This window comes from Arthrobacter nitrophenolicus, from assembly GCF_000332815.1.
Taxonomy (GTDB): domain Bacteria; phylum Actinomycetota; class Actinomycetes; order Actinomycetales; family Micrococcaceae; genus Arthrobacter; species Arthrobacter nitrophenolicus.
Window position 1 is genome coordinate 13,326 of the sequence record NZ_AOFD01000017.1, and the last position, 24,079, is coordinate 37,404.

Annotated in this window: 22 protein-coding genes and 2 pseudogenes; 6 read left to right on the forward strand and 18 right to left on the reverse strand. The window is 67.3% G+C overall.

The features are described 5' to 3' along the window. Nucleotides 1-115 precede the first annotated feature (115 nt). The 3 genes from G205_RS20580 to G205_RS08065 all read right to left on the reverse strand — a co-directional run bounded on the left by G205_RS20580 (nucleotide 116) and on the right by G205_RS08065 (nucleotide 3,587). On the reverse strand, nucleotides 116-1,093 hold the full coding sequence (locus G205_RS20580; RefSeq protein ID WP_009357555.1) for a DUF6805 domain-containing protein: 978 nt from the start codon (nucleotides 1,091-1,093) through the stop codon (nucleotides 116-118). Further along, a complete protein-coding gene (locus tag G205_RS20585; RefSeq protein ID WP_009357556.1) occupies nucleotides 1,060-2,394 on the reverse strand; it encodes a beta-L-arabinofuranosidase domain-containing protein in 1,335 nt (444 codons plus the stop codon). Before G205_RS20585 ends, G205_RS20580 begins: the two co-directional genes overlap by 34 nt. Nucleotides 2,395-2,528: 134 nt before the next feature. Next, nucleotides 2,529-3,587 carry a TerC family protein gene (locus tag G205_RS08065; protein WP_009357557.1) on the reverse strand — a complete coding sequence of 353 codons (1,059 nt, stop codon included), beginning with the start codon at nucleotides 3,585-3,587 and terminating at the stop codon, nucleotides 2,529-2,531. A 227-nt stretch (nucleotides 3,588-3,814) separates the two neighbouring features. On the opposite strand from G205_RS08065, the gene G205_RS08070 reads away from it, so the two are divergent. Further along, nucleotides 3,815-4,480, forward strand: a complete 666-nt coding sequence (locus tag G205_RS08070; protein WP_009357558.1) for a GntR family transcriptional regulator — start codon at nucleotides 3,815-3,817, stop codon at nucleotides 4,478-4,480. Next, on the forward strand, nucleotides 4,477-5,649 hold the full coding sequence (locus tag G205_RS08075) for an MFS transporter (protein ID WP_009357559.1): 1,173 nt from the start codon (nucleotides 4,477-4,479) through the stop codon (nucleotides 5,647-5,649). The genes G205_RS08070 and G205_RS08075 overlap by 4 nt, the downstream gene beginning before the upstream one ends. Here the strand turns inward: G205_RS08075 and G205_RS08080 are convergent, their stop codons facing one another. The 4 genes from G205_RS08080 to G205_RS08095 all read right to left on the reverse strand — a co-directional run bounded on the left by G205_RS08080 (nucleotide 5,650) and on the right by G205_RS08095 (nucleotide 9,574). Next, a complete protein-coding gene (locus G205_RS08080) occupies nucleotides 5,650-6,258 on the reverse strand; it encodes an MOSC domain-containing protein (protein WP_009357560.1) in 609 nt (202 codons plus the stop codon). Beyond that, a complete protein-coding gene (locus G205_RS08085) occupies nucleotides 6,245-8,635 on the reverse strand; it encodes an ATP-binding cassette domain-containing protein (protein WP_009357561.1) in 2,391 nt (796 codons plus the stop codon). The genes G205_RS08080 and G205_RS08085 overlap by 14 nt, the downstream gene beginning before the upstream one ends. 76 nt (nucleotides 8,636-8,711) lie before the next feature. Next, entirely contained in the window at nucleotides 8,712-9,131 is a 420-nt protein-coding gene (locus G205_RS08090) for a VOC family protein (protein WP_035752462.1), read from the reverse strand. Beyond that, on the reverse strand, nucleotides 9,119-9,574 hold the full coding sequence (locus tag G205_RS08095; protein WP_009357563.1) for a helix-turn-helix transcriptional regulator: 456 nt from the start codon (nucleotides 9,572-9,574) through the stop codon (nucleotides 9,119-9,121). The genes G205_RS08090 and G205_RS08095 overlap by 13 nt, the downstream gene beginning before the upstream one ends. Before the next feature lie 220 nt (nucleotides 9,575-9,794). Between G205_RS08095 and G205_RS08100 the strand changes: the two genes are divergently transcribed. Next, nucleotides 9,795-10,223, forward strand: a complete 429-nt coding sequence (locus G205_RS08100) for a CBU_0592 family membrane protein (RefSeq protein ID WP_009357564.1) — start codon at nucleotides 9,795-9,797, stop codon at nucleotides 10,221-10,223. Nucleotides 10,224-10,246: 23 nt separating this feature from the next. Here G205_RS08100 and G205_RS08105 read toward each other — a convergent pair whose 3' ends face one another. The 6 genes and pseudogenes from G205_RS08105 to G205_RS08130 form a co-directional block, all read right to left on the reverse strand. Next, entirely contained in the window at nucleotides 10,247-10,495 is a 249-nt protein-coding gene (locus G205_RS08105) for a hypothetical protein (RefSeq protein WP_009357565.1), read from the reverse strand. 116 nt (nucleotides 10,496-10,611) lie between these two features. Continuing rightward, entirely contained in the window at nucleotides 10,612-11,727 is a 1,116-nt protein-coding gene (locus tag G205_RS08110; RefSeq protein WP_009357566.1) for a Gfo/Idh/MocA family protein, read from the reverse strand. Further along, a pseudogene (locus G205_RS08115) lies at nucleotides 11,712-12,406 on the reverse strand (ThuA domain-containing protein). The gene G205_RS08110 and the pseudogene G205_RS08115 overlap by 16 nt, the downstream one beginning before the upstream one ends. Before the next feature lie 167 nt (nucleotides 12,407-12,573). Further along, nucleotides 12,574-13,680 (reverse strand): GTP pyrophosphokinase, encoded by a 1,107-nt coding sequence (locus G205_RS08120; RefSeq protein ID WP_009357567.1) that lies wholly within the window; start codon nucleotides 13,678-13,680, stop codon nucleotides 12,574-12,576. Nucleotides 13,681-13,754: 74 nt separating this feature from the next. Further along, nucleotides 13,755-14,678, reverse strand: a complete 924-nt coding sequence (locus tag G205_RS08125; protein ID WP_035752464.1) for an AEC family transporter — start codon at nucleotides 14,676-14,678, stop codon at nucleotides 13,755-13,757. Between the two features lie 77 nt (nucleotides 14,679-14,755). Continuing rightward, nucleotides 14,756-15,304, reverse strand: a complete 549-nt coding sequence (locus tag G205_RS08130; protein ID WP_009357569.1) for a cyclodeaminase/cyclohydrolase family protein — start codon at nucleotides 15,302-15,304, stop codon at nucleotides 14,756-14,758. Nucleotides 15,305-15,518: 214 nt separating this feature from the next. Between G205_RS08130 and G205_RS08135 the strand changes: the two genes are divergently transcribed. After that, a complete protein-coding gene (locus tag G205_RS08135; RefSeq protein WP_009357570.1) occupies nucleotides 15,519-16,352 on the forward strand; it encodes an alpha/beta hydrolase family protein in 834 nt (277 codons plus the stop codon). Here G205_RS08135 and G205_RS08140 read toward each other — a convergent pair. The 5 genes from G205_RS08140 to G205_RS08160 form a co-directional block, all read right to left on the reverse strand. Beyond that, complete coding sequence (locus G205_RS08140) at nucleotides 16,282-17,346, reverse strand: LacI family DNA-binding transcriptional regulator (RefSeq protein ID WP_009357571.1); 1,065 nt, start codon at nucleotides 17,344-17,346, stop codon at nucleotides 16,282-16,284. The two genes, G205_RS08135 and G205_RS08140, sit on opposite strands and share 71 nt — an antisense overlap. A 93-nt stretch (nucleotides 17,347-17,439) precedes the next feature. Beyond that, nucleotides 17,440-18,180 carry a cupin domain-containing protein gene (locus G205_RS08145; protein ID WP_009357572.1) on the reverse strand — a complete coding sequence of 247 codons (741 nt, stop codon included), beginning with the start codon at nucleotides 18,178-18,180 and terminating at the stop codon, nucleotides 17,440-17,442. Next, nucleotides 18,177-19,118, reverse strand: coding sequence for a DUF6807 domain-containing protein (locus G205_RS08150; RefSeq protein WP_009357573.1), 942 nt, complete (start codon nucleotides 19,116-19,118; stop codon nucleotides 18,177-18,179). Before G205_RS08150 ends, G205_RS08145 begins: the two co-directional genes overlap by 4 nt. Next, nucleotides 19,115-20,224: a Gfo/Idh/MocA family protein gene (locus G205_RS08155; protein WP_009357574.1), complete on the reverse strand. Its 1,110-nt coding sequence runs from the start codon at nucleotides 20,222-20,224 to the stop codon at nucleotides 19,115-19,117. Before G205_RS08155 ends, G205_RS08150 begins: the two co-directional genes overlap by 4 nt. A gap of 2 nt (nucleotides 20,225-20,226) precedes the next feature. Beyond that, the gene (locus G205_RS08160) at nucleotides 20,227-21,525 is read right to left on the reverse strand and encodes an ABC transporter substrate-binding protein (protein WP_009357575.1); all 1,299 of its coding nucleotides are present in this window, start codon (nucleotides 21,523-21,525) and stop codon (nucleotides 20,227-20,229) included. A gap of 217 nt (nucleotides 21,526-21,742) precedes the next feature. On the opposite strand from G205_RS08160, the pseudogene G205_RS08165 reads away from it, so the two are divergent. Both G205_RS08165 and G205_RS08170 read left to right on the forward strand, forming a co-directional pair. Next, nucleotides 21,743-22,677, forward strand: a pseudogene (locus tag G205_RS08165) (carbohydrate kinase family protein). Between the two features lie 160 nt (nucleotides 22,678-22,837). Continuing rightward, nucleotides 22,838-24,055, forward strand: a complete 1,218-nt coding sequence (locus G205_RS08170) for an MFS transporter (protein ID WP_009357576.1) — start codon at nucleotides 22,838-22,840, stop codon at nucleotides 24,053-24,055. Nucleotides 24,056-24,079 lie beyond the last annotated feature (24 nt).

Consider the following 24,079-nt stretch of genomic DNA (forward strand, 5'->3'; position numbering starts at 1 on the left):
CGGATCTGCGGCACGGCCATCCCTCAGCGTTCGACGGCGGTGCCGCCGCATCCGGGACAGGATTACGACGGCGGGACGCACCAAAGCGGGCAGCGCCGGCTGGGTGGATCCAGGGTCAGGCTCCCCGCCGGAGCAACGCAACGGAGAACAGGTCGCCGGACGTGTGGCCGGGCAGGGCATGGACGCTGAAGACCAGCCGCCCGTCTGCTTCGTGGCCGGGGTAGGCCGCCGGAACCTGGTAGTCGAGCACCACAATGTCGCCGTCCCGGCGCTCCAGGGCCGGCCGGTCCAGCACTGCGCCATTAAGCCGCAGCTGATGGCCGCGCCCTTCGTCAGCCCGGAACCGGACGCGCAGGCTTTCCGCCTCCTGCCCCGGATCCGACAGGACGTAGGAGAACCACCCGGTGGCACTGCGCCAGTGCAGCCCGTCCCCGCCGCCGGCGCGCGTGGCCTTCCCGGCGAAGCCGTGATCGGATTCGGGCTGTTGTTCCCCCGCCATGACCTCGTCCACCACCGCCATGCGTTCCGCGGCGGCCTGCTCCAGGAGCCGCAGTTCGGCGGACCGCTGGCCGGGATCGCCCGTTGGCCAGTAGACGGTGTAGCGCTCGTCATGGATGCCCGCGAAAGGCTCCAGCAAAACAGTGCCCGCGCGCCCGGATGCGTCCACCACGTCCACTTCGGCACGCAACGCCTCCCGGTCCACAAGCCTGATGGCGCCGCAATCCGGCACCACGGGAGTCTGGCTGAGCGGCAGCATGGGTCCGGAGGCGACGTGCCCCATCCGTTCGTCCGGCGCCTCAAAGCCTTCAACGCCCTCATGTCCTGCCCGGGCGGCCAGCACCACGGGCCCGTACCGGAACGAGACCCATGGGGACCCGTCCGGCAGGGCCTCGGCAGCGAAATCGGCCTGCAGCCGGATGTTCACGGTGGAGATGCCCTGCCAGGTGCGGCTGATGCTCACGTACCTGCCGCCGTCCTCCGCCTCCGCGCCCGGCCCTGTGCCGGCGTCGACCTCCATCTCCGCAGCCCAGAAGGGCCGGCGCAGCCGGATGGTGGCTTTCACCGGCGCTTCCGCGGTAACAACCAGGGCCACGTGTCGGAGAACGGAAACCCGGTTTCCAGCCGCACGCGCAGGCCGTACTCCGGCCAGTCGAGGGTGGACGGGATGTACAGGTTGACCAGGAGGTCATTCCCGGCGCGGCTGTAGATCAGCTCCCCGTAGCGGGCGTGGTTCTCCAGGCCTGATCCCACGCAGCACCACATGGACTCCTGCGCCCGCGAGTACACCCGGTAGTGCCCCGGCCGCATCGGCGTGAAGTACACCAGCCCGCCCGTCCCGGGGTGCTGCGAGGACAGGATGTGGTTGTACGTGGCCCGTTCAAAGAAGTCGACGGCGGCCGCGTCACCGTGGGCCTCAAAGCGCAGCTTGGCCAGCTTCAGCATGTTGTACGTGTTGCAGGTCTCCGGTCCCTGCGGGTCCTGGACCATCGGGGAGAAATCCGACGCCGGGTGGAAGTGCTCGCGTACGCTGTTCCCGCCGATGGACACCGACCGCCGGGACACTACTGACTCCCAGAAAATATCGCACGCGTGTGCCAAATCCGCGTCATGCGTCGGGCCGGCCAGCCGCGCGTAACCTACCACCTTGGGAATCTGGGTGTTCGCGTGCAGGCCATCCAGCAGGTCCTGCCCGGCAGCCAGCGGATCCAGCAGTGCGCGGTGCGAGAAGCGCCGGGCCTCCCGGAGGTACTCCTCCCGGCCCGTCAGCTCCCACAGAAGAGCGAAGGCCTCGTTCATACCGCCGAATTCGGCGTGGAGAACCTCCTCGAACGCGTCATCCGCAAGGTGCGCCGAGACCCGCAGCCACCAGCCCGCCAGCCCGACGGCAATATCCAGCGCTTCCCCGGACCCGGCGAACACGCGGGCGTCCAGCAGCCCCGCCAGCGTCTTGTGCAGGTTGTATAGCGGAACCCACCGGCCGTTGAGCGTGAACAGGTCGGCGTCCACCTCACCGCGGGCCAGTTCCTGACCCAGGTCCCCGCCTCGGGGCACCCCGCCCACGTAACCGTCACCGTGCGCGGCCTGGCAGTTTCCGAGGATCACGACGGCGGCCCGCACCTTCGCCAGGAGTTCCGCGTTGCCGGTGGCTGCATACAGCCTGGCGCAGCCGGACAGGTAGTGCCCGCCGATGTGGCCGCCAAGGCCATCGGACTCCCAGTTGCCATAGGCTTCCGCGGCGCGCACCAGTCCGGCCTCGTGGAGATAGGGTGCGAACAGCCGGTCCGCGTCGAGCGACAGGATGTAGCGGACGGAGGTGTCCTGCGCCTGCCGGAACGGGCTGTCCAGGAGCCGGATCCGGTCCAGCGGAAACGAGGTCCCCCTTGCATTCGCCACGCCACTCCTCTTTGCCTGAACTGCCAGCCATATTCCTTCTACAACGATGTAGATTATGCGGAAGACGGCGGGGACAGCAAGCCCCTGTGCCGCGCCTGCTGTCCCCGCTGCGTCTTCTGCCTACCTGGCGCCGGCTACCGGACGGATTCTTCGGCGGGCGGGACGTCCTCCTTGCCCCGTGCCTCATGCCGGCCTCCCCACAATGGCTGCAGCGCCTCGAGTTCCTCGGGCGTCGCATTGCGGAAAGGCGGTACTGCCGGTGCCGGCGGCTCATGCCGGGCCTGGCCGCGGGTGGCAATCAGGCTGGCTGCGATGGAGACGCCCAGGATGGTGGTGATGACAGCGAGGGAGACCGGCGTCGGGATGTAGTAGACGTCGATCTTGAGCGCCATCTTGATGCCCACCCAGACCAGCACCAGGGCCAGGCCCGCCTTCAGGTACACGAACCGGTGGATAAGGTCCGCCAGCAGGAAGTACATGGCGCGCAGGCCCAGGATGGCGAAGGCGTTGGCCGTGAACACCAGGAAGACCTCGTCCGTGACCGCGAAGATGGCGGGGATGGAGTCGACGGCGAAGATGATGTCCGTGACCTCCACCAGGACAAGGACGGCCAGCAGGGGAGTGGCGAGCAGGACGCCGTTCCTCCTGATCAGGAACCGCTGGCCGTGAAAGGCATCCGTCATCGGCACATGCCGGCGGAACAGCTTCAGCGCCCGCGACTTCTCCGGGTCGATGTGCTCGTTGCGCTGTTTGAGCATCCGGTACCCGGTGAACAGCAGGAAGGCGGCGAACAGGTAAAGGACCCACCCGGCGCTGGCGATGATCGCCGACCCGGCTGCGATGAACACGCCGCGGAATAACAGCGCCCCCAGGACGCCGAAGAACAGGACCCGGTGCTGGTACTCGCGCGGCACCGCGAAGAACGTAAAGATGATCGCCCAGACGAACACGTTGTCTACCGCCAGCGACTTTTCGATGAGGTAGCCGGCGAAGTACTGCTGCCCGAACTCAGCGCCGTACATCAGCCAGACGACGCCGCCGAACGCCACGCCGAAGACCACCCAGACGGCGGACCAGGCTGCAGCCTCGCGGACGGAAATGACATGCGCATGGCGGTGGGCGACGAGGTCGACGACGAGCATGAGGAGGATGAATCCGATGACAGCGAACCACATCCACAGGGGAACATTCATGGAGCACCTGCTTCCAGTCAGTAGTAACCAACTGGAGGTCTCTCCCGGCCAGTGCTGGCCTGTCCACCGGAAGGCGCTGGGGCCTACGTACTGACGATGGACGGAGTGGGGGATACTCCCCTCCGGAAAGACCAAGTTAACTGCTTCGCCAGAAATTGGCAACCGCCCGGTCCGCGCGCCACATCTGTATAGATGTATACATGTATGATTCCTGGGGAGGTAACACCATGCCAGAATCACCGGCCCGGAACACCGGAGCCCACGTTGTCTATGCCGAACTGAAGCGCCGGATCCTGACCCTGGAGCTGAAACCGGGGGAGCGCATCTACGAACCGGCGATGGCGTCGGCGCTCCAGGTGAGCCGCACGCCCCTGCGTGAAGCGGTGCGGCGGCTCATTTCCGAGAGCCTGCTGGAGCAGCAGCCAACCGGCGGTGTGGTGGTGCCGGCGCTGGATGAGGCCGCGATTTCCGAACTCTATGAGGTCCGGGCTGCCATGGAATCCCTCATGGCGCGCAACGCCTGCCTCAAGGCGACGGAGTCGGACATCGAAGCGCTGCGCGGCATCCTTGCTCGAAATGCCGCCATGGTGGAGTTTGCCGATGATGCGATGCAGCAGGGAATGGCCCTGCATGCCAAAATCGCCGCCATTGCCGGGAACTCCTGGGCACGCCGCTTCCATGAGCAGATTTCCAGCCAGATGGAACGGTACCGCCACTTCACCAACGGCACCCAGGAGCGGCGGGACCAGGCCCTGGACCAGCACCGGACCCTGGTGGATGCCGTGGCGGCCGGCAACCCGGAGAAGGCCGCCAAGGTCGCCTTCGACCACGTGATGGGTGCACGCGACGCGGCAGTGCGCGCCGTGACCGCCAACGCCGCGGACAACCAGTGATCGGGGAACTCGGACGCCGCTCCGCCACAGCCCTGCTGGTCCATTCCACGCTGATCCAGGCCGTCACCTTCCTGGTCCGGCCGGCCGCCACCTACCGTGCACTCGAACTCGATGTTCCCGGCTTCGCCCTGGGGCTGCTCGCCGCCAGCTATGCCGTCTTTCCCCTGCTGCTCGCCGTCCCCACGGGCAGCCTGGTGGACCGCCTGGGTGAACGCCGGCTGATGGCGGCCGGCTCCGCCGTCGTTCTGCTGTGCTCCGCTTTCCTGCTGCTGTGGGGTTCGTCAATCGTTGCGCTGGTGGCCGGAACGGCGCTGCTGGGCGCGGGACAACTGGCCTGTGTGGTGGGGCAGCAGGCGGTGGTTGCCAACAACGCCGCCGCAACCCGGCTGGACTCCGCCTTTGGCTACCTGACTTTCGCGGCCTCCCTGGGGCAGGCCCTGGGACCGCTGGCGATTTCCCTCGTGGGCGGAGCTTCCGTGCGCCCCGATACCCAGGCCATCTTCTTCCTTTCGGTCTGCATGAGCCTGGTGCTGTTCCTGGCCACCTTCCTCATTTCGGCGAAGTTCGGGGGAGGCAGGAAGGCAACAGCCATGGGCGGCGCCAAAGGCAGCGCCCTTGGGCTGCTGAAGGCACCGGGTGTCGCCAGGGCGCTGGCCACCAGCGCCACGGTTCTTGCCGTGGTGGACCTCACCATGGTCTACCTTCCCGCGCTCGGCGCCGACCGCGGGCTCACTGCCGCAACCGTCGGCGCCCTGCTGACGGTCCGGGCCGTGTTCTCCATGGTCTCCCGGATCCTGCTGGGCAGGATTGCCCGGACGATCGGCCGGATGAGGCTGCTGGTGGTGAGCCTTGCCCTGTCCACCGCCGCGCTGGCTGCCGCCGCGATCCCCATGCCGGCATGGCTGCTCTTTGTGGTCATGGCAGTGCTCGGACTGGGACTGGGCATCGGCCAGCCCCTCACCATGTCCTGGCTTTCAGCGCAGGCTCCGGCCGGGCAGCGCGGGCGTGCCCTTGCCCTGCGGCTGGCGGGGAACCGGGTGGGCCAGGTGGTGCTGCCCAGCGCCATCGGCGTCGTCGCGGCCGGCCTTGGCACGGCCGGCGTCTTCCTTGCCTCGGCGGTGGTGGTGGGCGGAACGCTGGTGCTGCTCCGGGGTGTTCAGCTGGATTAGTTACGGCAGCCGCGAGGGGCGCAGTACGCTGGGCACGCCGGCCTGCACCGGATCCAGCGGTACCGGGCTGACCAGGACTGCCGGGCCGCGGTGCAGGAAGCCGCCGGATACAGCACGGCAGCGGATGCCCCCGCGCCCGCGCATCGCGGCGTGGGCACCCGGCGCGAGCACCTGGTTCATCCAGGCGCACGGCTGGGCGTGCCGCCCGGCGTGCAGCGTTACCGCCGAGCCGCCCGACTCCAGCACGAAGTCCTGCCCCAGCAGGGGCGCCAGCTGCGCGCCGCGGAGCACCACGTTCCGCCGGGTCAGCAGCGGATCGAAGGGCCCGGCCCCCAGCTCGGCCGCGATGGCCTCCAGGGATTCGACGGCGAACAACGTCACCGCGGCATCCATGTGGGCCGCCTTGCCGAAGAAACGGTCTCCCACGATGCCCTTGCCCGCCACCACCTCGGCCTGTTCCGCGTCCACCGTGGGCACGTCCGCGGCGCCGTCCCGGGCACGGCCGAAGTAGGCATGCCCGGGGGACACCAGCAGGTGCAGGATCTCGACGTCGTACCGGTAGGTTTCGACAGGCTCAACCACCGGACGGGCAGGCTCAACCACCGACATACGCCGCCAGGTGCTGCCCGGTGAGCGTGGCCCGCTTGGCCACAAGGTCGGCCGGGGTGCCCTCGAAAACGATCCTGCCGCCGTCGTGCCCCGCCCCGGGCCCGATGTCGATGATCCAGTCGGCGTGCGCCATCACGGCCTGGTGGTGCTCGATCACGATCACCGACTTGCCCGACTCCACCAGCCGGTCCAGCAGGCCCAGCAGGTTCTCGACGTCGGCCAGGTGCAGGCCCGTGGTGGGCTCGTCCAGGATGTAGACGTCGCCCTTCTCCGCCATCTGCGTGGCCAGCTTCAGCCGCTGGCGCTCGCCGCCGGACAGGGCGGTGAGGGGCTGGCCAAGCGTGATGTAGCCCAGGCCGACGTCCGCCAGCCGCTCCAGGATTTTGTGCGCGGCCGGGGTCTTGGCGTCGCCTTCGCTGAAGTAGGCCAGCGCCTCCTCGACGGACATCGCCAGCACTTCGGCGATGTTGCGGCCGTCCAGCGTGTACTCCAGCACGGCGGCCTGGAACCGGCGGCCTTCGCAGTCCTCGCAGGTGGATTCCACCGTGGCCATGACGCCGAGTTCGGTGAAGATCACGCCGGCGCCGTTGCAGGTGGGGCAGGCGCCCTCGGAGTTGGAGCTGAAGAGCGCCGGCTTGACGCCGTTGGCCTTGGCGAAGGCCTTGCGGACGGGTTCGAGGAGCCCGGTGTAGGTGGCGGGGTTGCTGCGCCGCGAGCCCTTGATGGCACCCTGGTCGATGGTGATGACGCCTTCGCGGTCAGCCAGCGAGCCGTGGATGAGCGAGCTTTTGCCCGAGCCGGCCACACCCGTGACCACGCACAGGACGCCCAACGGCACGTCCACGTCCACGTCGCGCAGGTTGTTGGTGGACGCGCCGCGCACTTCCAGCGCCCCGGCCGCAGTCCTGAAGGTGTCCTTGAGCCGGGCCCGGTAACCGATGTGCCGCCCGGTGATGGTGTCGCTGGAGCGCAGCCCGTCGACGTCGCCCTCGTAGACAATCTCGCCGCCGCCGGAGCCGGCCAGCGGGCCGAGGTCGACGACGTGATCGGCAATGGCGATGGTCTCGGGTTTGTGCTCCACCACCAGGACGGTGTTGCCTTTGTCGCGCAGCTGCACCAGGAGGTTGTTCATCCGCTCGATGTCGTGCGGGTGCAGGCCGATGGTGGGCTCGTCAAAGACGTAGGTGACGTCGGTCAGGGAGGAGCCCAGGTGGCGGATCATCTTGGTGCGCTGCGCCTCGCCGCCGGAGAGGGTGCCGGCGGGCCGTTCCAGGGACAGGTAGCCCAGGCCGATCTCGGCGAAGGAGTCCAGCAGGTCCCGGAGCCCGCCGAGCAGCGGCCGGACCGAGGGCTCGTCCAGCCCTCGGATCCATTCGGCGAGGTCGCTGATCTGCATGCTGCAGAGGTCTGCGATGTTCTTGCCCTTGATCTTCGAGGACAGCGCCTCAGGCGTCAGGCGGGTGCCCTTGCAGTCCGGGCAGGTGTCGAACGTGACGGCCCGCTCCACGAAACGGCGGACGTGCGGCTGCATGGCCTCCACGTCCTTGGACAGCATGGATTTCTGGATCTTGGGGATGATCCCCTCGAACGTGAGGTTGACGCCTTCCACCTTGATCTTGGTGGGCTCGGCGTACAGCATCGTGTCCAGCTGCCTCTTGGTGAAGGAGGCGATGGGCTTGTCCATCGGCAGGCCCATGCCCTCGAACAGCCGCCCGTACCAGCCGTCCATCGAGTAGCCCGGCACGGTCAGGGCACCTTCGTTCAGGGACTTGGAGTCGTCGTAGAGGGCGGTCCGGTCGATGTCGCTGATGTTGCCCATGCCTTCGCAGTGCGGGCACATGCCGCCCAGGTACGTCACCTGCTGGACGACGCTCTTCTCCACCCGGCCGCCCTTCTCCGTGCTCATCACGCCGCTGGCCTTGCGGGTGGGGACGTTGAAGGAGAAGGCGGTGGGCGGGCCGACGTAGGGCTTTCCCAGCCGGCTGAACAGGATGCGCAGCATGGCGTTGGCGTCCGTGGCGGTGCCTACCGTGGAGCGCGGGTTGGCGCCCATGCGCTCCTGGTCCACGATGATCGCCGTCGTCAGTCCCTCCAGCCGGTCCACGTCGGGACGGGCCAGGCTGGGCATGAACCCCTGCACGAAGGCGCTGTACGTTTCGTTGATCAGCCGCTGCGACTCCGCGGCGATGGTGGCGAACACCAGCGAGCTCTTGCCCGACCCGGAGACCCCGGTGAAGACGGTCAGCCGGCGCTTGGGCAGCTCCAGGCTGACGTCCTTGAGGTTGTTTTCCCGCGCGCCCTGGACGCGGATGGTGTCGTGGGTGTCAGCGACGTGCATTCCGGCCGTGGGGGTGCCGGTGCTCGTGTCCGTGCTCATGAGGTCTCCATCTGTTCGGCCGTTCGGGCGGAGGGAGGCTGGTTCGGAGCCCCCCTTGGCGTCGCTGGGGTCAAGCTTAGGGCTGCTGGTTGATGCGGACGGTGTTGCCGGCGGGGTCGCGGAAGGCGCAGTCCCGGATCCCGTAGGGCTGGTCGATCGGTTCCTGGACGACATCGGCCCCGCTCGCCTCCACCTTGGCGAAGGCGGCGTCCACGTCGGGGGAGGACAGGACCACGGTGGCGTAGGTGCCCTTGGCCATCATTTCGGCGATGGTGCGGCGCTCGTCGTCGGTGATGCCGGGGTCCGCGGCGGGCGGGTAGAGGACGATGGAGACGTCCGGCTGGCCTGCCGGGCCGACGGTGATCCAGCGCATGGTGCCGCGGCCAACGTCGTTGCGGATTTCGAAGCCCAGGGCGTCGCGGTAGAACGCCAGGGAGGCGTCGGGATCGGTGTGCGGAAGGAAGCTGGAGGAGATGGTGATGTTCATGGCAGCCATGCTAGTTGCGGCTCCGGAAGCGGCGCTTCTCGATTCCTGACCGGTCTGCTGACCTGCTTTTCCACGCAGGCGGGCAGGCCCGCCGTCGAGCGTTCCGCCTCCTGCTTGTAGGCGCTGGGGGGCATGCCCACCAGCTCGCTGAAGCGGGTGCTGAAGGTGCCCAGCGAGGAACAGCCGACGGCGAAGCACACCTCGGTGACGCTGAGGCCGCCTTTGCGGAGCAGCGCCATGGCGCGTTCGATCCGCCGGGTCATGAGGTAGCTGTAGGGCGATTCACCGTAGGCGAGCTTGAACCGGCGGCTGAAGTGGCCGGCGGACATATGGACGTCCCTGGCGAGCGATTCAACATCCAGCGGCTGGGCGTACTCCCGGTCCATCCGGTCCTTGGCGCGGCGAAGCTGGGTAAGTTCGCGGAGGTAGGGGTCGGAGGGAACGGAGGTCACACCTCAGATCGTGCTACGGGGCAGGGGAGTTGTCCAGAGGTGTGCAGCATCACTGCGCGGCGGTCAGAACAGCGCGGGCCTGCAGGATATGATTGTCCCGCCAGCTGGTAGTCCTCGCCCGAACAGGGCTCGAGTAAACGCAGCATCCGGTCAAAAACAAACCTTCATCACTATCGAAACCCCTGCCCGGATACTGCCCGGGACACCTTGAAAGGACGCCATGGAGCTGCTGTGGGAAATTGCCGGCTGGGCAGGCGCGGCTGCGATTCTCAGTGCATACCTGGCCGTGTCCATGGGCTGGATGAAGGCCGGAAAAGGCTTCCAGATGGCAAACCTGTTCGGTGCCGTTGCCTTCATCATCAACGGCACCTTGCACGGTGCCTGGCCCTCGGTCTTCACCAATGTGGCGTGGTTCCTGATCTCCGCGGTGGCACTGGTCCGCATGCGGGCCACTGACGGCCCCGCTGCCGCTGCCGCCGAAGCGCCCCAGGTGCAGTATCCCGGCGTCCCGGACACCACCGGCCAGATGGCGGTGGTTGAGGTCCTGACGGGCGCCATTCCCGTGGTGGCCCCCCGCCCCACGATGGCGCCTGCACCGGTGGCGTGTTCCGCACCTGCCATGGCTGAGGGGCAGCGGCTGGCCGTTTAGGCTGGCGCGCACCGTCTTCCCGCCTAGGGACGGGGTGCCGCCACCCGGACTTCACGGTAACGCGGTGGGATGCGGACAATCTCGAGTTCGGCCAGGTCGAGGAGCCGCCTGTCACCGCTGAGGGTGTCGAGGATCCAGACCAGCCCGTGGTCCGGCGCAGTGTCCACCACCGGACCACGGTGCACCAGGGTGTTCCTGTAATACGCTTCGATGGCATCGCCTGACGCGAGTCCGCGACAGAAATCGACGTCGATATGGTCATCGTTGGCCATGACCTTTTCCCCGCCTCTCGCATGGGAGTTTCCTGGTCCGATTCTCCCGGGCGCAGGTGTCCGCAAGGTGTCTTCGGGGTGATCTTCTGCTGACGCTATCCGTTTCCGGGACGCGGTCACCGGGCCTGCAGCGCGTCCGCCTGTTGCGCCAACGCAGCCAGTTCGACGCCCTCCGGCCGCTCCACGGTGCTCTCGATGCGCACGGACGAACCGGTGCGGGCTGATTCGAGGACGGATTCCATGACCTCCAGGACGTGGTAGGCCAGGGTGCCGCCCGCCCGCGGCTCACGGCCCGGCGGGGTGGCGGCCAGGTCCGCGATGCCGAAGCCCCGTCCGGAATCAAGGTATCCGGCCGACACCGGAAGGGTCTCCCAGCCACCAGCGTCCAGGGTGAACAGTTGGACATCGCCGTCGAAGTGGTTGGGGTCGGGCACGATCAGCGATCCGAGCTCGCCGTGGATCTCGATGTTCGGCGACTTGGACTTCACGGCGTCGAAGCTCATGACCAGGGTGGAGAGCGCACCGGAGGCATGGGTCAGGACACCGGTCACGTGGGAGTCGATGTTCACCGGGACCTTTTCGCCCTGGCGGGGCCCGGATCCGATGGTCCGCTCACTGCGGGTGTGGCTTGCGGCTCCCATCACCGAGACGACCGGGCCCAGCAGGGTTACCAGTGCGGTCACGTAGTAGGGGCCCATGTCCAGGAGCGGGCCGCCGCCGGGCTGGTAGTAGAAGTCCGGATTCGGGTGCCAGCGCTCATGGCCAGGCGTGGCCATGGTGGCGGTCGCGGAGATCGGCGCCCCGATGAGGCCGTCGTCGATTGCCTTGCGTGCCGTCTGGATGCCCGTGCCAAGGACGGTGTCCGGGGCACAGCCGACGGCGACACCCGCCTCGCCCGCTGCGTCCAGCACCTGGCGTGCCTCGGCTGTTGTGGCTGCGAGGGGTTTCTCGCCGTACACGCCTTTTCCTGCGGCGATCACCTTCAACGCCACCTCGGCGTGCGCGGCCGGGATGGTGAGGTTTACAACCAGTTCGACGTCGTCCGCGGCGAGGAGTTCCTCAACGGTGACGGCACGGACGCCGTCGTACTGTTCCGCCACTGCCTGCGCGCGCTTCAGGTCCAGGTCGGCCACCGCCACGAGTTCGAGGTCCGGAAGCCGGCGGAAACTCGCGAGGTACTGCCCAATGATGGCTCCGCAGCCAATGATTCCCAGTTTCAACGGCTTGCCCACAGCAGGCCCCTTTCGATGATGGTGCGGACGTTGGTGTCCTGGAGGATTTCCACCCGGTGGCCCGGGGTGGCGACGAAGATCCGCCCTTTGCCCCATTGGCGGGTCCAGATGGCGGGGGACGTGACTTCACGGTTCCAGGGATCCCATTCCCGGACTGTCTGCGTGGTGGTGGCGAGGACGTCGATGTAATCGTCGGCGAGCACCCAGTACTGCTCGGTGACCAGATCGAAGTCCTTGATCCCCTTGGTGATCGGGTGCTCCGCTGCTGCCGGCAGCATGTTGACGGTGTAGGGCACATAGTTGTCGGACTGTTCACCGACGCACGCATCAGGGTGCTTGCCCGGGTGGCAGGCGAACTGGCCGCCGATCAGCTGCAGGTAGTCGGAGGTGTTCCGGTAGGAATCGGCGATCCCGCCGTGCCAGCCGGCAAGCCCTGTCCCGTTCTCTATAGCGGCGCGCAGCCCGGCGAACTCGTCCTTCTCGATGGTACTCATGGTCATGCACTGCATGACCAGGTCCACGCCTACCATGTACCGGCGTCCGCGTAGACCTTGGGCGATTCCTCCACGCGCACGTCGTAGCCGCTGTCTTTGAGGAAGGGAATGAAGAGCTCGGTGGCCTCGTAGGGCTGGTGGCCGTCCCAGCCGCCACGGACCACCAGGGCTTGTGGCTGCTTCATAGCTTCTCCATCCGGTTTTGCTTCTTCGCAAATATTGGGAGACGCAAAGAGTCCCCGTTCGAAGCCTGCGCGCTGCTGATTTAGGTCACCCTCTAAACTAAAAGGATGACGTACCCGTGGTCAAGGGTTGCAGCGTGCTGATTTAGCGAGGAGGCACCCGATGACTGCTACTTCTTCGTCAGCCGGTACCGTTCGATCTGTTTGAGCCGCCGCATGAGGCTGTCGCGCCGGGGGTGCGGGACGACGTCGGGCGCTTCTGCGGTGAGTTCGATGTGCTTTTTGCCGTACTGCCACAACAGGAGGTCGTCCAGGAGGCGGTCCGGCCCGGGGGAGTAGCGGTGGTCCAGTGCCTTGCGGACCTCGGTGATCCGGTTGGCGCTGAGCAGTCCGGCCAGCTGCATGGTCTGGTTGAGGCCGTGCGCGGCGAGGAGTTCGGCTGCCCAGCCCCAGTCGTCGTCGACTTTCCGGTCAACGTGCGGGAGGAGGGTCCGCCAGACGTCGCGGATGCGGTTGGGCGTGAGCGGCGCGGCACCCTCGCCGTCCATGTCCCAGAAGCTGCGGACCTCCTCATAGCGTTCGTGCAGGTCCGCGAAGGCCGTCTCCACCGTTTCCAGCATGGCGGCGGTGGCGGTGAACTGGCGGTCGAAGTGCGGTGTCCAGGCGCGCGGGTCCTCGGCCTTGAAGCGGATGTCATGCTCGATCTCGCTCCAGGCATGGGCGAAGATGGTGCGGATCTGGCACTCGAAGAAGTAGCTGCCGTTGGGCTGGGCGTCCGGGTTGAAGACCTGCTGGTATTCCTTGACGGCCTCGTTCTGGATGGTCCGCAGGATCAGGTGCCGGCTGGAGTAGCCGTAGGTGCCGGACTCGATGGAGCCGATGTCCTTCTCGCGGTCGCCGCGGCAGTCAAACAGCTGGCGCTGGCGTTTGATCAGGTTGGCCACGGTGGCATTCTCGGCCGGCAGCCTGGTGATGACCCGGATTCCCACCATGTCATTGAGGGTCCGGAACGGGTCCGGGAATTTCAGAACCCGGGGACCGCCCGGTTCCAACGGCTCCTCAGTCCGGGAGATCTTTTCCTTGAACGATTCCACGGTTTTGGTCCGGCCCGTGACGAAGAGCGGGGTGACCTCGGTGTCCTTCAGCATGTCCCGCATGATGAGCAGGACATCCTTGGTGACGAGCTTCAGGGCGGGGCGGACGCGCTCGTAGATCTCCACGTTGTGCTGCACGGACTCACGCAGCGGCGCGTCAAGGCTTTCCCAGTTACTCGGCATGCTCCCAGCTTACGGCTGGGGTAGGACACCAAGCGGGAATGCGACGCGGCCCGGACTGGCTCGAGGATGCCTGACTAGTTCAGCACCCACGCCGCCCCGAGCAGCAGGGGAACGGCAAGCGCCGAGGTGAGCACCGCCGTCGACTGTGCCAGGCTTTCGCCCACCCGGTAGCGGACCGCGTACAGGACCACGTTCTGCCCGGTGGGCAGGATGGCGCAGGCCGTGACCACGAAGGTGCTGAAGGTGTCCAGGCGGAACACGAACACCGCCAGCGCCCATGCAAGGACGGGCTGGGCGACGGACTTGAGGAAGACGGCCAGCAGCGTCGGGGCGCCGTCGCCGCTGCTGCCCCGGGGTGAGAGCCCGTGCAGTGACATGCCGAAGATGATCAGCATCAGCGGCACGGTCACCTGGGCAATCAGCGAGAGGGGATCCAGCACCAGTTCCGGGACGGGGATGCCGGCGGCGCTGACGACGATCCCGAGGATGGCCGCCACGGTCACGGGGTTGCGGAAGGGCGTCGCGAGGATCCGCCCGGCGGAGGGCTTCTCGCCGCCGGGATTGCTGAGGTCCAGGATGGTCAGCGCGATGGGGGTGACGATGGCCAGCTGGAACAGCATGATGGGCGTGACGTACGTGGCACTGCCCAGCACATAGAGCGAGAGCGGAACCCCGAGGTTGGTGGAGTTGACGATGCCGGTGGCCAGTGCGCCGATGGTGGTCCGGCGGACGCCCCACCTGGCGATCGCTCCGATGACGGCGAACAGGACCATCATGGCCGCCGCCGTGGCCACCGAAATCAGGCCGGTTTCGCTGAGGACGTCCGTGATGTGCCGGGTGGCGATCATGGAAAACATCAGGCTGGGCAGCCCCACCAGGAACGTCAGGGTGGACAGCACCTTGGTGCCGTGCGGGCCCAGCGCGTTGGTCCGGCCCAGGATGTAGCCGACCAGCATGACGGCGCCCACAACAAAAAAGCCCTTTAGGACTCCGTCCAAAATTCGTGTCCCCTATCCCCGTCCGCCAAGCCCGGCGCTATCTCCCGCCGTGCAGCCCAAGCAGGGGAACCGTGCCCTCAGATGCTATCGGTGGGGGCGGCGCGGTCATCAATCCGGGCGGCCAGGCCGTCGATCCGGTCCAGGGCGGCGGTGAGGCGTTCCACATTGGCCCACAGGTCCGGGTGCTGCTCCCGGACATCCTCCAGCGAGGTGCCGGCGGACCGCAGCGACCCTAAGTCGAAGCTGACGTTCGTCCGGGCCCCGGCCACCGCCGCCCGGAGGGCCCCGAACGCGACGACGACGTCGGCCACGAGCGCGGGGTTCCCCTTGTCCGCCAGCCAGGCGAGGTCGTCGATCGCTTCGATGGCGCGCTCGCCGAGGACTGCCGAGGCCTTTGCGGCCTCCACGGATGCGTTGCGGATGGCCCCGTCGCGTTCCGGCCCCGGCTCCAGCCGGAACGCGGCGCCGAAGGACCGGGACGCTGTCGAATCGTCATCGGCAAGTTTGAGGGCCTCACGGCGGAGCTGCTGCGCGCGTTCCCTGATGGAGGCGGCCCTGCCGCCGTCGTCCTCTTTCTCCGAGTAGCCGGCGACCATGGAGGTCAAGGACGCAGCGATGGCCAGCATGACTCCCGTGCCGGCGCCGCCACCGGGGGAGCCGGTGGACTCGGCCAGGGCGCGGTCCAGTCGTCGACCGTCGAATCGTGGGTGGTGACTGCTTCAGAGGAATCCATGACAGAAACGTGCCCACAAAGGTCCCCTGCCAAACGGAAAGGACGACGGCGTCACTCGCCGTTGCCGTCCGGCACGCGTCCGCGGCCGGTCGCTGTAGTCTCGGCTCATGATTGAGCGCCACCGCTACTCCTACGGCCCGGACCCCAGCCAGTGGGGCGAGCTGTTCCTGCCCGCACGGCGTGCCGGAACCGGGTCCTTGGGCGTAGCGGTGGTCATTCACGGCGGCTACTGGCGCGCCAAGTACGGTGCGGAGCTGGGTGAGCCGCTGGCACTGGACCTGGCGGAGCACGGCGTCGCCGCCTGGAACCTGGAGTACCGGCGGGCGGGCAACGGCGGCGGCTGGCACGGCACCTTCCAGGACATCCTGGCCGGTATCGACAAGCTGGATGAATTGGCCGGGCCGCACTCGCTGGACCTGGGAAAGGTAGTGGCGCTGGGCCATTCGGCGGGCGGGCACCTCGCGGTCTGGGCGGCGGGACGGGACAGGCTGGGCTCCCTGGATCTCCCGGAAGAGGACCGGGAGGTCCGGGCCCACCACGCGCGCGTCCGGCTCGCCGGCGTGGTGAGCCAGTCCGGCGTCCTGGACCTGGCAGGGGCGGAAAGGCTGCGCCTCAGCGACCGTGCGGTGGCCAACCTGCTGGGCGGACCGCCGTCGGACATTCCCGGCCGGTACCGGTACGCGGATCCGATGGCCGCGCTGCCGCTGGACGTCCCCGTCTTCGCCGTCCACGCGGAGGATGACGACGACGTCCCGCCGGTAATGTCCGCAGCGTACGTTGACGCGGGCCTCTCCGGGCCCGTGCCCCCGCAGCTGGTTACCGTTCCCGGTGACCACTTCGCGCTGATCGACCCCGGCGCGGAGGCCTACATCAGGTGCCGGGAATTGGTGGCGGAACTGCTGCGCCGCCCCCGGCCCGCGCCGGGCCCGTCGATTCCCTGAACACCAACTCCATCGGGTCGAGGGTCAGCGGCTCGGCCGCGGTGTTGACCCCGCGGACTCGTGCGATCAGCTCCCCCATGCTCCGGGCTCCCAATGCCTCCAAGTCCATCCGGACGGTGGACAGGGCAGGGACCAGGAAGGCGGATTCGGCCATGTCGTCCCAGCCGAACACACTGACGTCCCCCGGGACCGAGATGCCTTTTTCATGCAGGGCACGGATAACCCCGATGGCCATCTGGTCATTGGCTGCCACCACGGCGGTCACGTCCGGCAACCGTGCGATCTTCTTTCCGGCCGCATACCCTGAAGCGGGGGACCAGTCGCCGCTGGCGGTGCCGGCGGACCTCAACCCCAGCTCGGTGACGGCCTTTTCGTAGGCTGCCTTCCGGTTCCGGGCAGAGGGCCACGCCAAGGGCCCGGAAACGTGGAAGAAGTCCTGATGTCCCAGGGACGCCAGGTACTCGACGATCGTCGCCGCGGCGGTGCCGTCCGCGAGGCTGCCGCGTGCGCGCATCTTGTTGTCGTATTCGCCGGCGACCACCAGCGGAATCCTGGCATCAACCTCTACCGCGGGCTTGGGCCGGGGCACGAAGGACAGGATGCCGGCGATGTCCTCGCCGGACAGGAGGTTCCGCAGCTGCTGGGCCCGGTCCTCGGCGGTGCCTTCCATCGCCACCACGTCAACGCGGTAGCCGGCGGCGTGCGCAGCGGCCGCCGCGCCGTTGAGCATCCGGGTGGGGAAGTACAGCGAGGCCTCAGGGACCACCACCACAATGCGGTACAGCTCCCGCGAACGGAGCGCCCTCGCCGCGAGATTGGGGGTGTAGTTCAGCTCGGAAAGGGCCCTTTCGACACGCTCCAGCGTGCTGGGCTTCAGCGCTGTCTTATTCTTGAGGTAGCGCGACACCGTCTGGTGGGACACGCCTGCCCGTTCCGCAACGTCGTAGATCGTGGGGGCCTTCGGCTTCCCCTTGGCCTCGGCTTCCTGCGCCATGCCGGGCCTCCCTTCATCGATTGTTGCCGGGCCTGCGGGAGGAATAGGCTCCCAGCCTAGCCCCTCCCGCATCCCGGCAGCGGCAGCCCTGGTTCAGGCCGAATGGCCTCCATCCCACTTCTGCAGCATCCCGCACATGCCGAAAATCCGCCCGGGTCCGTCTGGTGAGGACCGGGCCACGCCTGCGTCGGCGAAGTGGCCGAACCGTCCCGCGGCCAGCTCCTTGAGCCAGGCTCCGGTCCGCGCGGCTTCCGGTGCGATGGCTTCGTCCCACAGGGACTGCCAGGCGGGAATCCGCGACTGGACCAGGCGGACCGCGTCCTGCTGGAACCGTTCCACCACCTCGTGCCGCCCCGCAATCGCCGCCTCCTTCAGTTGTTGGTAGCCGGCCAGGGCGGCGTCACGCCGGGCGCGAGCGGCTTCCTGAAGGGATTCCGACGGAGGCTGCGCGCCCAGGGACGCAGCCTCCGCGTAGCGGACAGGGTTGGCCAGGATATCCGCCTCGAAGGTCAGCACGGCGTCGCCCGCCTCGGGCAGCCCGCCGTTCTGCATGATGGCCAGGATCTCCAGGTTGTCCTCGTTGACCAGCCGGTGGATGGTCCCCGGGCTGAACCACAGGAGGTCGTTGGGCGCCAGGTCGAAGACTTCGTGGCCCGATGACCGGATTGTCTCAACCCTGCCCTTTCCGGCCAAGACCAGGTAAGCCTCGGTGGATGCAGTGTGCATGTGCGGGGAGCCGCCGCACACGCCGTCCGAGGCTTCCCAGTCATACACGCCCAGCCGGGTCAGGGCGACGGCACCCGGAAACGGTACAGCGGGTTGCCGGGTTGTCATGCCCCGGCCTTGACGGCACGGTGCTGCAGCGACTGCGCCGCTGACGTTGCAAGGTGCGCCAGCCGCTCCTGGTCCGAGTCGCCGTCGGCAATCACTACCGCGTAGCGGTTCACCATGGTCTCACCCGCGGCGAAGGTGACCTCCTTGCTGAAGAACGGCGCCGGCCCGAAGCAGGCGAACGGCTCGGCGCGGGCAAACCATTCCGGCGGGTGCTGGGCGTTGGAGGCAGCGTCAGAGATCAGGATGGTGGAGTGCCGGCACGTGTTATCGTGCTGCCCCACGAAGGCCAGCCACGGGCCGCGGGTTCCCCGGAGGGCCTCGCCTGTTGTTCCGTCAGGGCCTACGATGCGGCCGCCGGCGAATTCCCGCGGTCCACGCCAGAATAGGCCGCCGTAGCCCGCGTTCTCGCGGCCTTCGGTGGTGGGGGACCCAATCTGGATGTCGGCGCCGGACACGTTGGTCATCGCCGTTTCGAACACCAAAGTCCAGGAGTCGCCGCCCGGTGCCGCGCTGATTCGCAGGGTGCGGATTTCGTCCACCACGTGGTTTCCGGCCTGCGTCCACCAGGTGAGGGCGTGCGAGAACCGGAAGCCGCCGTCGTCCGTGCCGGCGTCCAAGGTGCTCTCGTGCCGCATGCGCCCGTTATTGGGTAGCCACTGGTAATCTTGGCCGCGCCTGTAGCTGGGGCCGCCCCAGAAGTTGTCCTCGCCGAAATGGGGGAGTGACCAGGCGATGCCTTTGTGCCAGACGTGGTCCCAAGGCCGGTAGGCGCTGACGGTTTCGCCTGCGGTGGTGCGCAACGGGTGGAAGAACGGCCGGGGCGATTCGCGCTGTTCGTCGGTGGCGGCGTAGGTGTAGGTGGCGATTTCCTGGCCGCCGAGCATGACGGTGAAGGACTGTGTGTTGTCCTGCCAAGTGATGGGTGCTGCGGTGCTCATGCGTTGAGTGTTTCCTCTTGTTTCCAGGGTTCCAGGTGTCCGTCCATGCGGGTGAAGAAGGGACTGGTTTCATCGATCTGCCCGCGGGCGATGGTGGTGCCGCTGACGCTCGAGGCGTAGATGGCGGCGGCCAGTTCCATGGTGGCGTAGGCGTGGGCAATGGAGACGGGCGGCTGCCCGCCTGCTTGGAGGCTGCGGAGGAGGGCCCGGTACTGTGCCGCGTGGCCGCTGGAGAGGTCCTCACCTTGGTTCCAGGATTCGACGACGTCCTCCCGCCCAGGTGCCGGGGTGACGGTCCAGTTCGTGTCGCTGTAGCCGTAGAGGTGCTCGAGTTCCACTGTTGCGTTCTCGAAGTCCAGCCGTAGGTAGGACGTCTCCCGGGGGGAAATGACAGAGTTGATGACGGTGGCGATCGCCCCGGACTCGAAGCGGACGATGGCGGCCGAGGCGTCCTCGGTGTCCGTTCTGCGTGCCAGTTTTCCGGCGAAGGCGGTGACCTCGGCCCAAGGCCCCCAGAGGTGGAGCAGGAGATCGAACTGGTGGATGCCGTGTCCCATGGTGGGCCCGCCGCCCTCCACGTCCCACAGCCCGCGCCAGGGGATGTCGAAGTAGGCCTGGTTCCGGAACCACAGGGTGTTGCAGGTGCCAATAAGTGGCCGTCCCAGTGCACCCGAGTCCTGCATCGCCAGCAGCCGGCGGGCACCGGAGCCGAACCGGTGCTGGAATACGCAACTCAGGGTGCCGGTGGATGCTGCCTCGGCCGTCTCCAGCTGGCGCATCTGGGCCAGGGACAGTGCCGGCGGCTTTTCGACGACGGCGTGCAGGCCGCGTGCCAGCGCCTCCAACGCGAGAGGGAAGTGGCTGGAAGGCGGAGTGCAGATGGCCACGAGATCCAGCCCGCCGCCGTCGAGTGCCTCTGCGAGGCTGGCGGCGGTCCTGGCGACGCCCCACTTCGAAGCGAAGTCCTGCGCACGTGCGGGGTCGAGATCAACGGCGGCCGCGAGTTCCACGCCCGGCTGGTCCCACAGGGCCTCCGCGTGGGCGTTCGCGATGCCGCCGGTGCCGATGAAGGCGGCGCGCAGTGGAGTGTTTTGCTGTTCAGTCATTGCTACTTCCGGAGTGAGGAGTTGAGTTCGTCGATGAAGGGCTGGGCTGCCTTTTTGGGCGTGGTGCGGTCGAAAAGGATGTCGGACGTGTAGCGGCTCAGGATCTCCAGGATGGTGCTGCCTCCGGCGGGGGTGATGGGCGGGGCCGGGCGCACCTCGTCGGCGATCGCATCAGTGAAGTCGATGGCCGCCTTGTCCGTTGCACCCAGTTTGGGCGTGATCGCTTCGCGGACCTTCGTATTGGCGGGGATGCCCCGCTCCGTGAGCATGACGTCGCCCGCCGCCTGGCTGTTGGTCAGGTAGTTGAGGAATTTCTCGGCCGCCTTCTGGTGCCTGGTGCGGGACGAGACGGCCCAGAACATGGAGGCCTTGTAGTAGGCGCCCTGTTCCTTGGCCTGCGATTCGCCGGGGAGCCGCAGCAGCTTGAGTTGCTGGCCGCTGGCCGAGGAGAATGCTGTGAGTTGGGTGCTGAAGATACCCGCCAGCCCCATCTCATTCTTGGCCAGTGCTGTCTGGTTAAGTGATGCCGCGGCGTTCTCGATGATCGCCGACGGCTTCGGCGCCGCCCCGGACTCGGACAGCTCCTTGATGTTCTCCCAGAACGAGACCAGGGTTTCCGGCTTGATGACCACGTTTCCGTCGTCGTCGTAGAGCCGGTCGCCGTGCTGCCGGGCCCAGATATACAGGTCCTGGTCGCCGTAGCCCACGCCGACACCTGTGGCGCCGGTTCCGCTTGCGCTGATTTTCCGGCCGATCTCCTTGTAGTCCTCCCAGCTCCAGGTGGTGTCGTCCGGCATGGCAACCCCGGCCTTCTCCAGTACTGCAGGGTTGGCGGCGATGCAGAAGGTGGCCACGCCGGTCACCAAGCCCACCAGCTCCCCGTCCACTTCGCCGCTCTTGAGGGTGTCCCTGTCGATGCCGGAGGTGTCCAGGCTGAGTTTCTTCAGGTCCAGCAGGGCGCCGCGGTCACCGTATTCGCGGACGTATTTCTCGTCCATCTGGATGATGTCCGGGGCGTCGTTGGCTGCCACCTGGGTTGCGAGTTTGTCCCAGTAGCCGTTCCAGTCGCCGTATTCGCCTACCACCGTGATGTCGGGGTTTTCGGCGCTGAAGGCGTCAATGACTTTCTGGGTGGCTTTCTGCCGGGCGTCGCCGCCCCACCAGGAGAAACGGAGGGTGACCGGGCCGGATTCATCGTCGGCCGGGTTGGAGCCTGTGCCGCAGCCGGGCAGTACCAGGGCGGATGCGGCGGCGGCCACCGACAGCTGGAGTATGCTGCGCCGGGTTGGCGGGTAGGTCATGAAGGTGCCTTTCTGTTGTGTCGTCGTCGACAGACAGTGCTACTAATGCCTGGAGTGCAGAGCGCTGGCCGGAACCAGGTTGGAAGGGGCAGCGAGGAAAGTGATCGATAACATTATTGTTTGTTACTGATCACTTTTTTGTCAACGATTTATTGATTACTTTCTGCCAGGCGGAAGCCGCCACTCGCCGTCGTCCGCTTTCTGGCAGAGTATGACCATGCTCACTGTTATTGGCGAAGGCCTTGTTGACGTTGTCCAGCGCGCCTCGGGAATCGAGGCCCACGTGGGCGGCAGCCCGCTCAACGTCGCGGTGGGCCTGGCCCGCCTTGACCACCCGGTGCAGTTCATCGGCCGCTACGGGCGGGACGCCTACGGCGACTCCGTGGCCGCGCACCTCCGCGCCAGCTCCGTCATGCTTCCTATGGGCCCGGATGACCTGCCCACCAGCGTGGCCACCGCCCTGATTGACGACGACGGCGCCGCCACCTACACGTTCGACCTCGCCTGGGAGCTTCCCGGCATCGCCGACCGGCTGGGCTTCATGCTGCAGGGCACCACCCTGCTGCACACCGGTCCATCGCCACGATGCTGGCGCCGGGCGCAACCGACGTCCTCGCCGCCGTCGAATACGCGCACCCGTCCGCCACCATCAGCTTCGACCCCAACTGCCGGCCGAGCATCATCACGGACGTCGATTACGCCCGCCGCCACACCGAAAAGTTCGTGTCCCTCGCGGACGTGGTCAAGGCCTCCGACGAGGACCTGGCCTGGCTGTACCCCGGCGAGGATGTGCTGGAATCGGCCCGGCGTTGGATGACCCTCGGCAGGACCGAGCGGCCGGCCATGGTGGTGGTCACCCGCGGCGCGGCCGGCCCGTGGGGCATCACCGCCGCGGGCGAAGCGGAATGCCCGGCGCCCAAGGTGGACGTGGCGGACACCGTGGGCGCAGGGGATTCCTTCATGGCCGCGCTGCTGTCCGGCATCGTGGACCGCGGCCTGGACGGTGCCCAGAACCGCAAGGACCTGCGCGAACTGCCCGCCGAAAGCCTCGCCGAACTCCTCGAGCACGCTGCCAGGGCAGCCGCCGTCACCGTTTCCCGCCCCGGCGCCAATCCGCCGACGCGGGCTGAGATGAACGGGAGCGTGGCCTAGTAAGGGCTCAACCCCGGCGTTCCCATCCGTTCCGTGGATACCACCTATCCCAAATCCATGATTCCTGGATAGTCCCAGCCTTGCCACAGTGAGGGAAGTCACTTTTCGGCGCGCAGGCCGCGCCGATCCCTCCGTGACCACCAAGGCTAAGGAAAATTCAATGGAGAATATTCAGCTCACGGGTACAGCCAGGACTGAAGCGCAGGGAACGTCAGGGACGCGTAAAGCCGGACGGCTGCAGGCAACCCTCCTGGTTGCCGGCAGTTGCATGCCGGTGCTGGGCGCCGTTCTTTTGGCGCCAATCCTTCCCACTTTAAGCCGGGTGTTTGCAGACACGCCCGGCGTCGCCATTCTGGTGCCCCTTACCCTGACGTTGCCGGCCCTGTTCGTGGCGCTTTTCTCGCCGCTGGCCGGCTACGTTGCGGACCGGGTGGGCCGTAAGCAGCTGCTGGTCTTCGCCATGATCGCCTACGCGGTGTTCGGGACGGCGCCGCTCTGGCTGGACACCCTCGAATCCATCGCCATATCCCGGGTGGGCGTCGGAATTGCGGAAGCAGCCATCATGACCTGCTGCACCACCCTGATCACCGACTATTACGCAGGGGAACAGCGGAACAAATACCTCGGCCTGCAGACCATGGTGAGTGCGCTCGCCGCCACTGCATTCTTCGCCCTCGGCGGCGCCCTGGGCAGCATCAGCTGGCGGACGCCGTTCTGGCTCTATGCGGTCAGCGCCGTGATCGTTATCCCCATGATTGTCAAGCTGTGGGAGCCGGCGAAGACACTGGCTCCAACTGCGGCAAAAACGCCTTTGCCATGGCGGCAGATCGGTGCTCCGGCCGCAGTGACGCTGTTCGGCGGAATCGTCTTCTACGCCCTCATCGTCCACCTGCCGTACGTCATCACGGGACTCGGCGTCGCCGACGCGGCCCTCATCGGACTCGCCGCCGCAATTGCATCCCTCGCCACGGCGGCAGGTGCCATCTCCTTCCGCTTCCTCGCGAAGCTGGGTACGCGGAACCTCCTGGCGCTCGCCTTCGGGCTGGCCGCCGTCGGACTCTCCCTGGTCTCCGTCGCAGGCAACGTGCCGCTGGCCATCGCGGGGGCGGTGATTGCCAGCGCGGGAACCGGCGTGCTGCTGCCCACCCTGCTGACCTGGGCCGTCAACGGCCTCGAATTCCAGCAGCGGGGCCGCGGCACGGGCATCTGGACCGGGACGCTCTTTATCGGCCAGTTCCTCACCCCCATCGTCCTCGGCGCGGCAGCGGCAGCAGCGGGCAGCCTCAGCCTTGCCCTGGGCGGGCTGGGCATCGCGTGTGCGGTAGCCCTTCTCGCCGTCCTGGTGCGGGGACCCCGGATGGTGCCTGTGGGTGGTTAGGGCGGCATAAGTCCGGCCCGGATA

Coding starts and splice junctions, on each gene's coding strand:
- G205_RS08140 (WP_009357571.1), bottom strand. CDS start 17,346: ATGGCGCAGGAAGCCGAGGCCAAGGGGAAGCCGAAGGCCCCCACGATC.
- G205_RS08105 (WP_009357565.1), bottom strand. CDS start 10,495: ATGGCCAACGATGACCATATCGACGTCGATTTCTGTCGCGGACTCGCG.
- G205_RS08085 (WP_009357561.1), bottom strand. CDS start 8,635: ATGAGCACGGACACGAGCACCGGCACCCCCACGGCCGGAATGCACGTC.
- G205_RS08120 (WP_009357567.1), bottom strand. CDS start 13,680: ATGCCGAGTAACTGGGAAAGCCTTGACGCGCCGCTGCGTGAGTCCGTG.
- G205_RS08135 (WP_009357570.1), top strand. CDS start 15,519: ATGATTGAGCGCCACCGCTACTCCTACGGCCCGGACCCCAGCCAGTGG.
- G205_RS08130 (WP_009357569.1), bottom strand. CDS start 15,304: ATGCTGGCCATCGCTGCGTCCTTGACCTCCATGGTCGCCGGCTACTCG.
- G205_RS08070 (WP_009357558.1), top strand. CDS start 3,815: ATGCCAGAATCACCGGCCCGGAACACCGGAGCCCACGTTGTCTATGCC.
- G205_RS08065 (WP_009357557.1), bottom strand. CDS start 3,587: ATGAATGTTCCCCTGTGGATGTGGTTCGCTGTCATCGGATTCATCCTC.
- G205_RS08090 (WP_035752462.1), bottom strand. CDS start 9,131: ATGGCTGCCATGAACATCACCATCTCCTCCAGCTTCCTTCCGCACACC.
- G205_RS08170 (WP_009357576.1), top strand. CDS start 22,838: ATGGAGAATATTCAGCTCACGGGTACAGCCAGGACTGAAGCGCAGGGA.
- G205_RS08080 (WP_009357560.1), bottom strand. CDS start 6,258: ATGTCGGTGGTTGAGCCTGCCCGTCCGGTGGTTGAGCCTGTCGAAACC.
- G205_RS08160 (WP_009357575.1), bottom strand. CDS start 21,525: ATGACCTACCCGCCAACCCGGCGCAGCATACTCCAGCTGTCGGTGGCC.
- G205_RS08150 (WP_009357573.1), bottom strand. CDS start 19,118: ATGAGCACCGCAGCACCCATCACTTGGCAGGACAACACACAGTCCTTC.
- G205_RS08100 (WP_009357564.1), top strand. CDS start 9,795: ATGGAGCTGCTGTGGGAAATTGCCGGCTGGGCAGGCGCGGCTGCGATT.
- G205_RS08155 (WP_009357574.1), bottom strand. CDS start 20,224: ATGACTGAACAGCAAAACACTCCACTGCGCGCCGCCTTCATCGGCACC.
- G205_RS08145 (WP_009357572.1), bottom strand. CDS start 18,180: ATGACAACCCGGCAACCCGCTGTACCGTTTCCGGGTGCCGTCGCCCTG.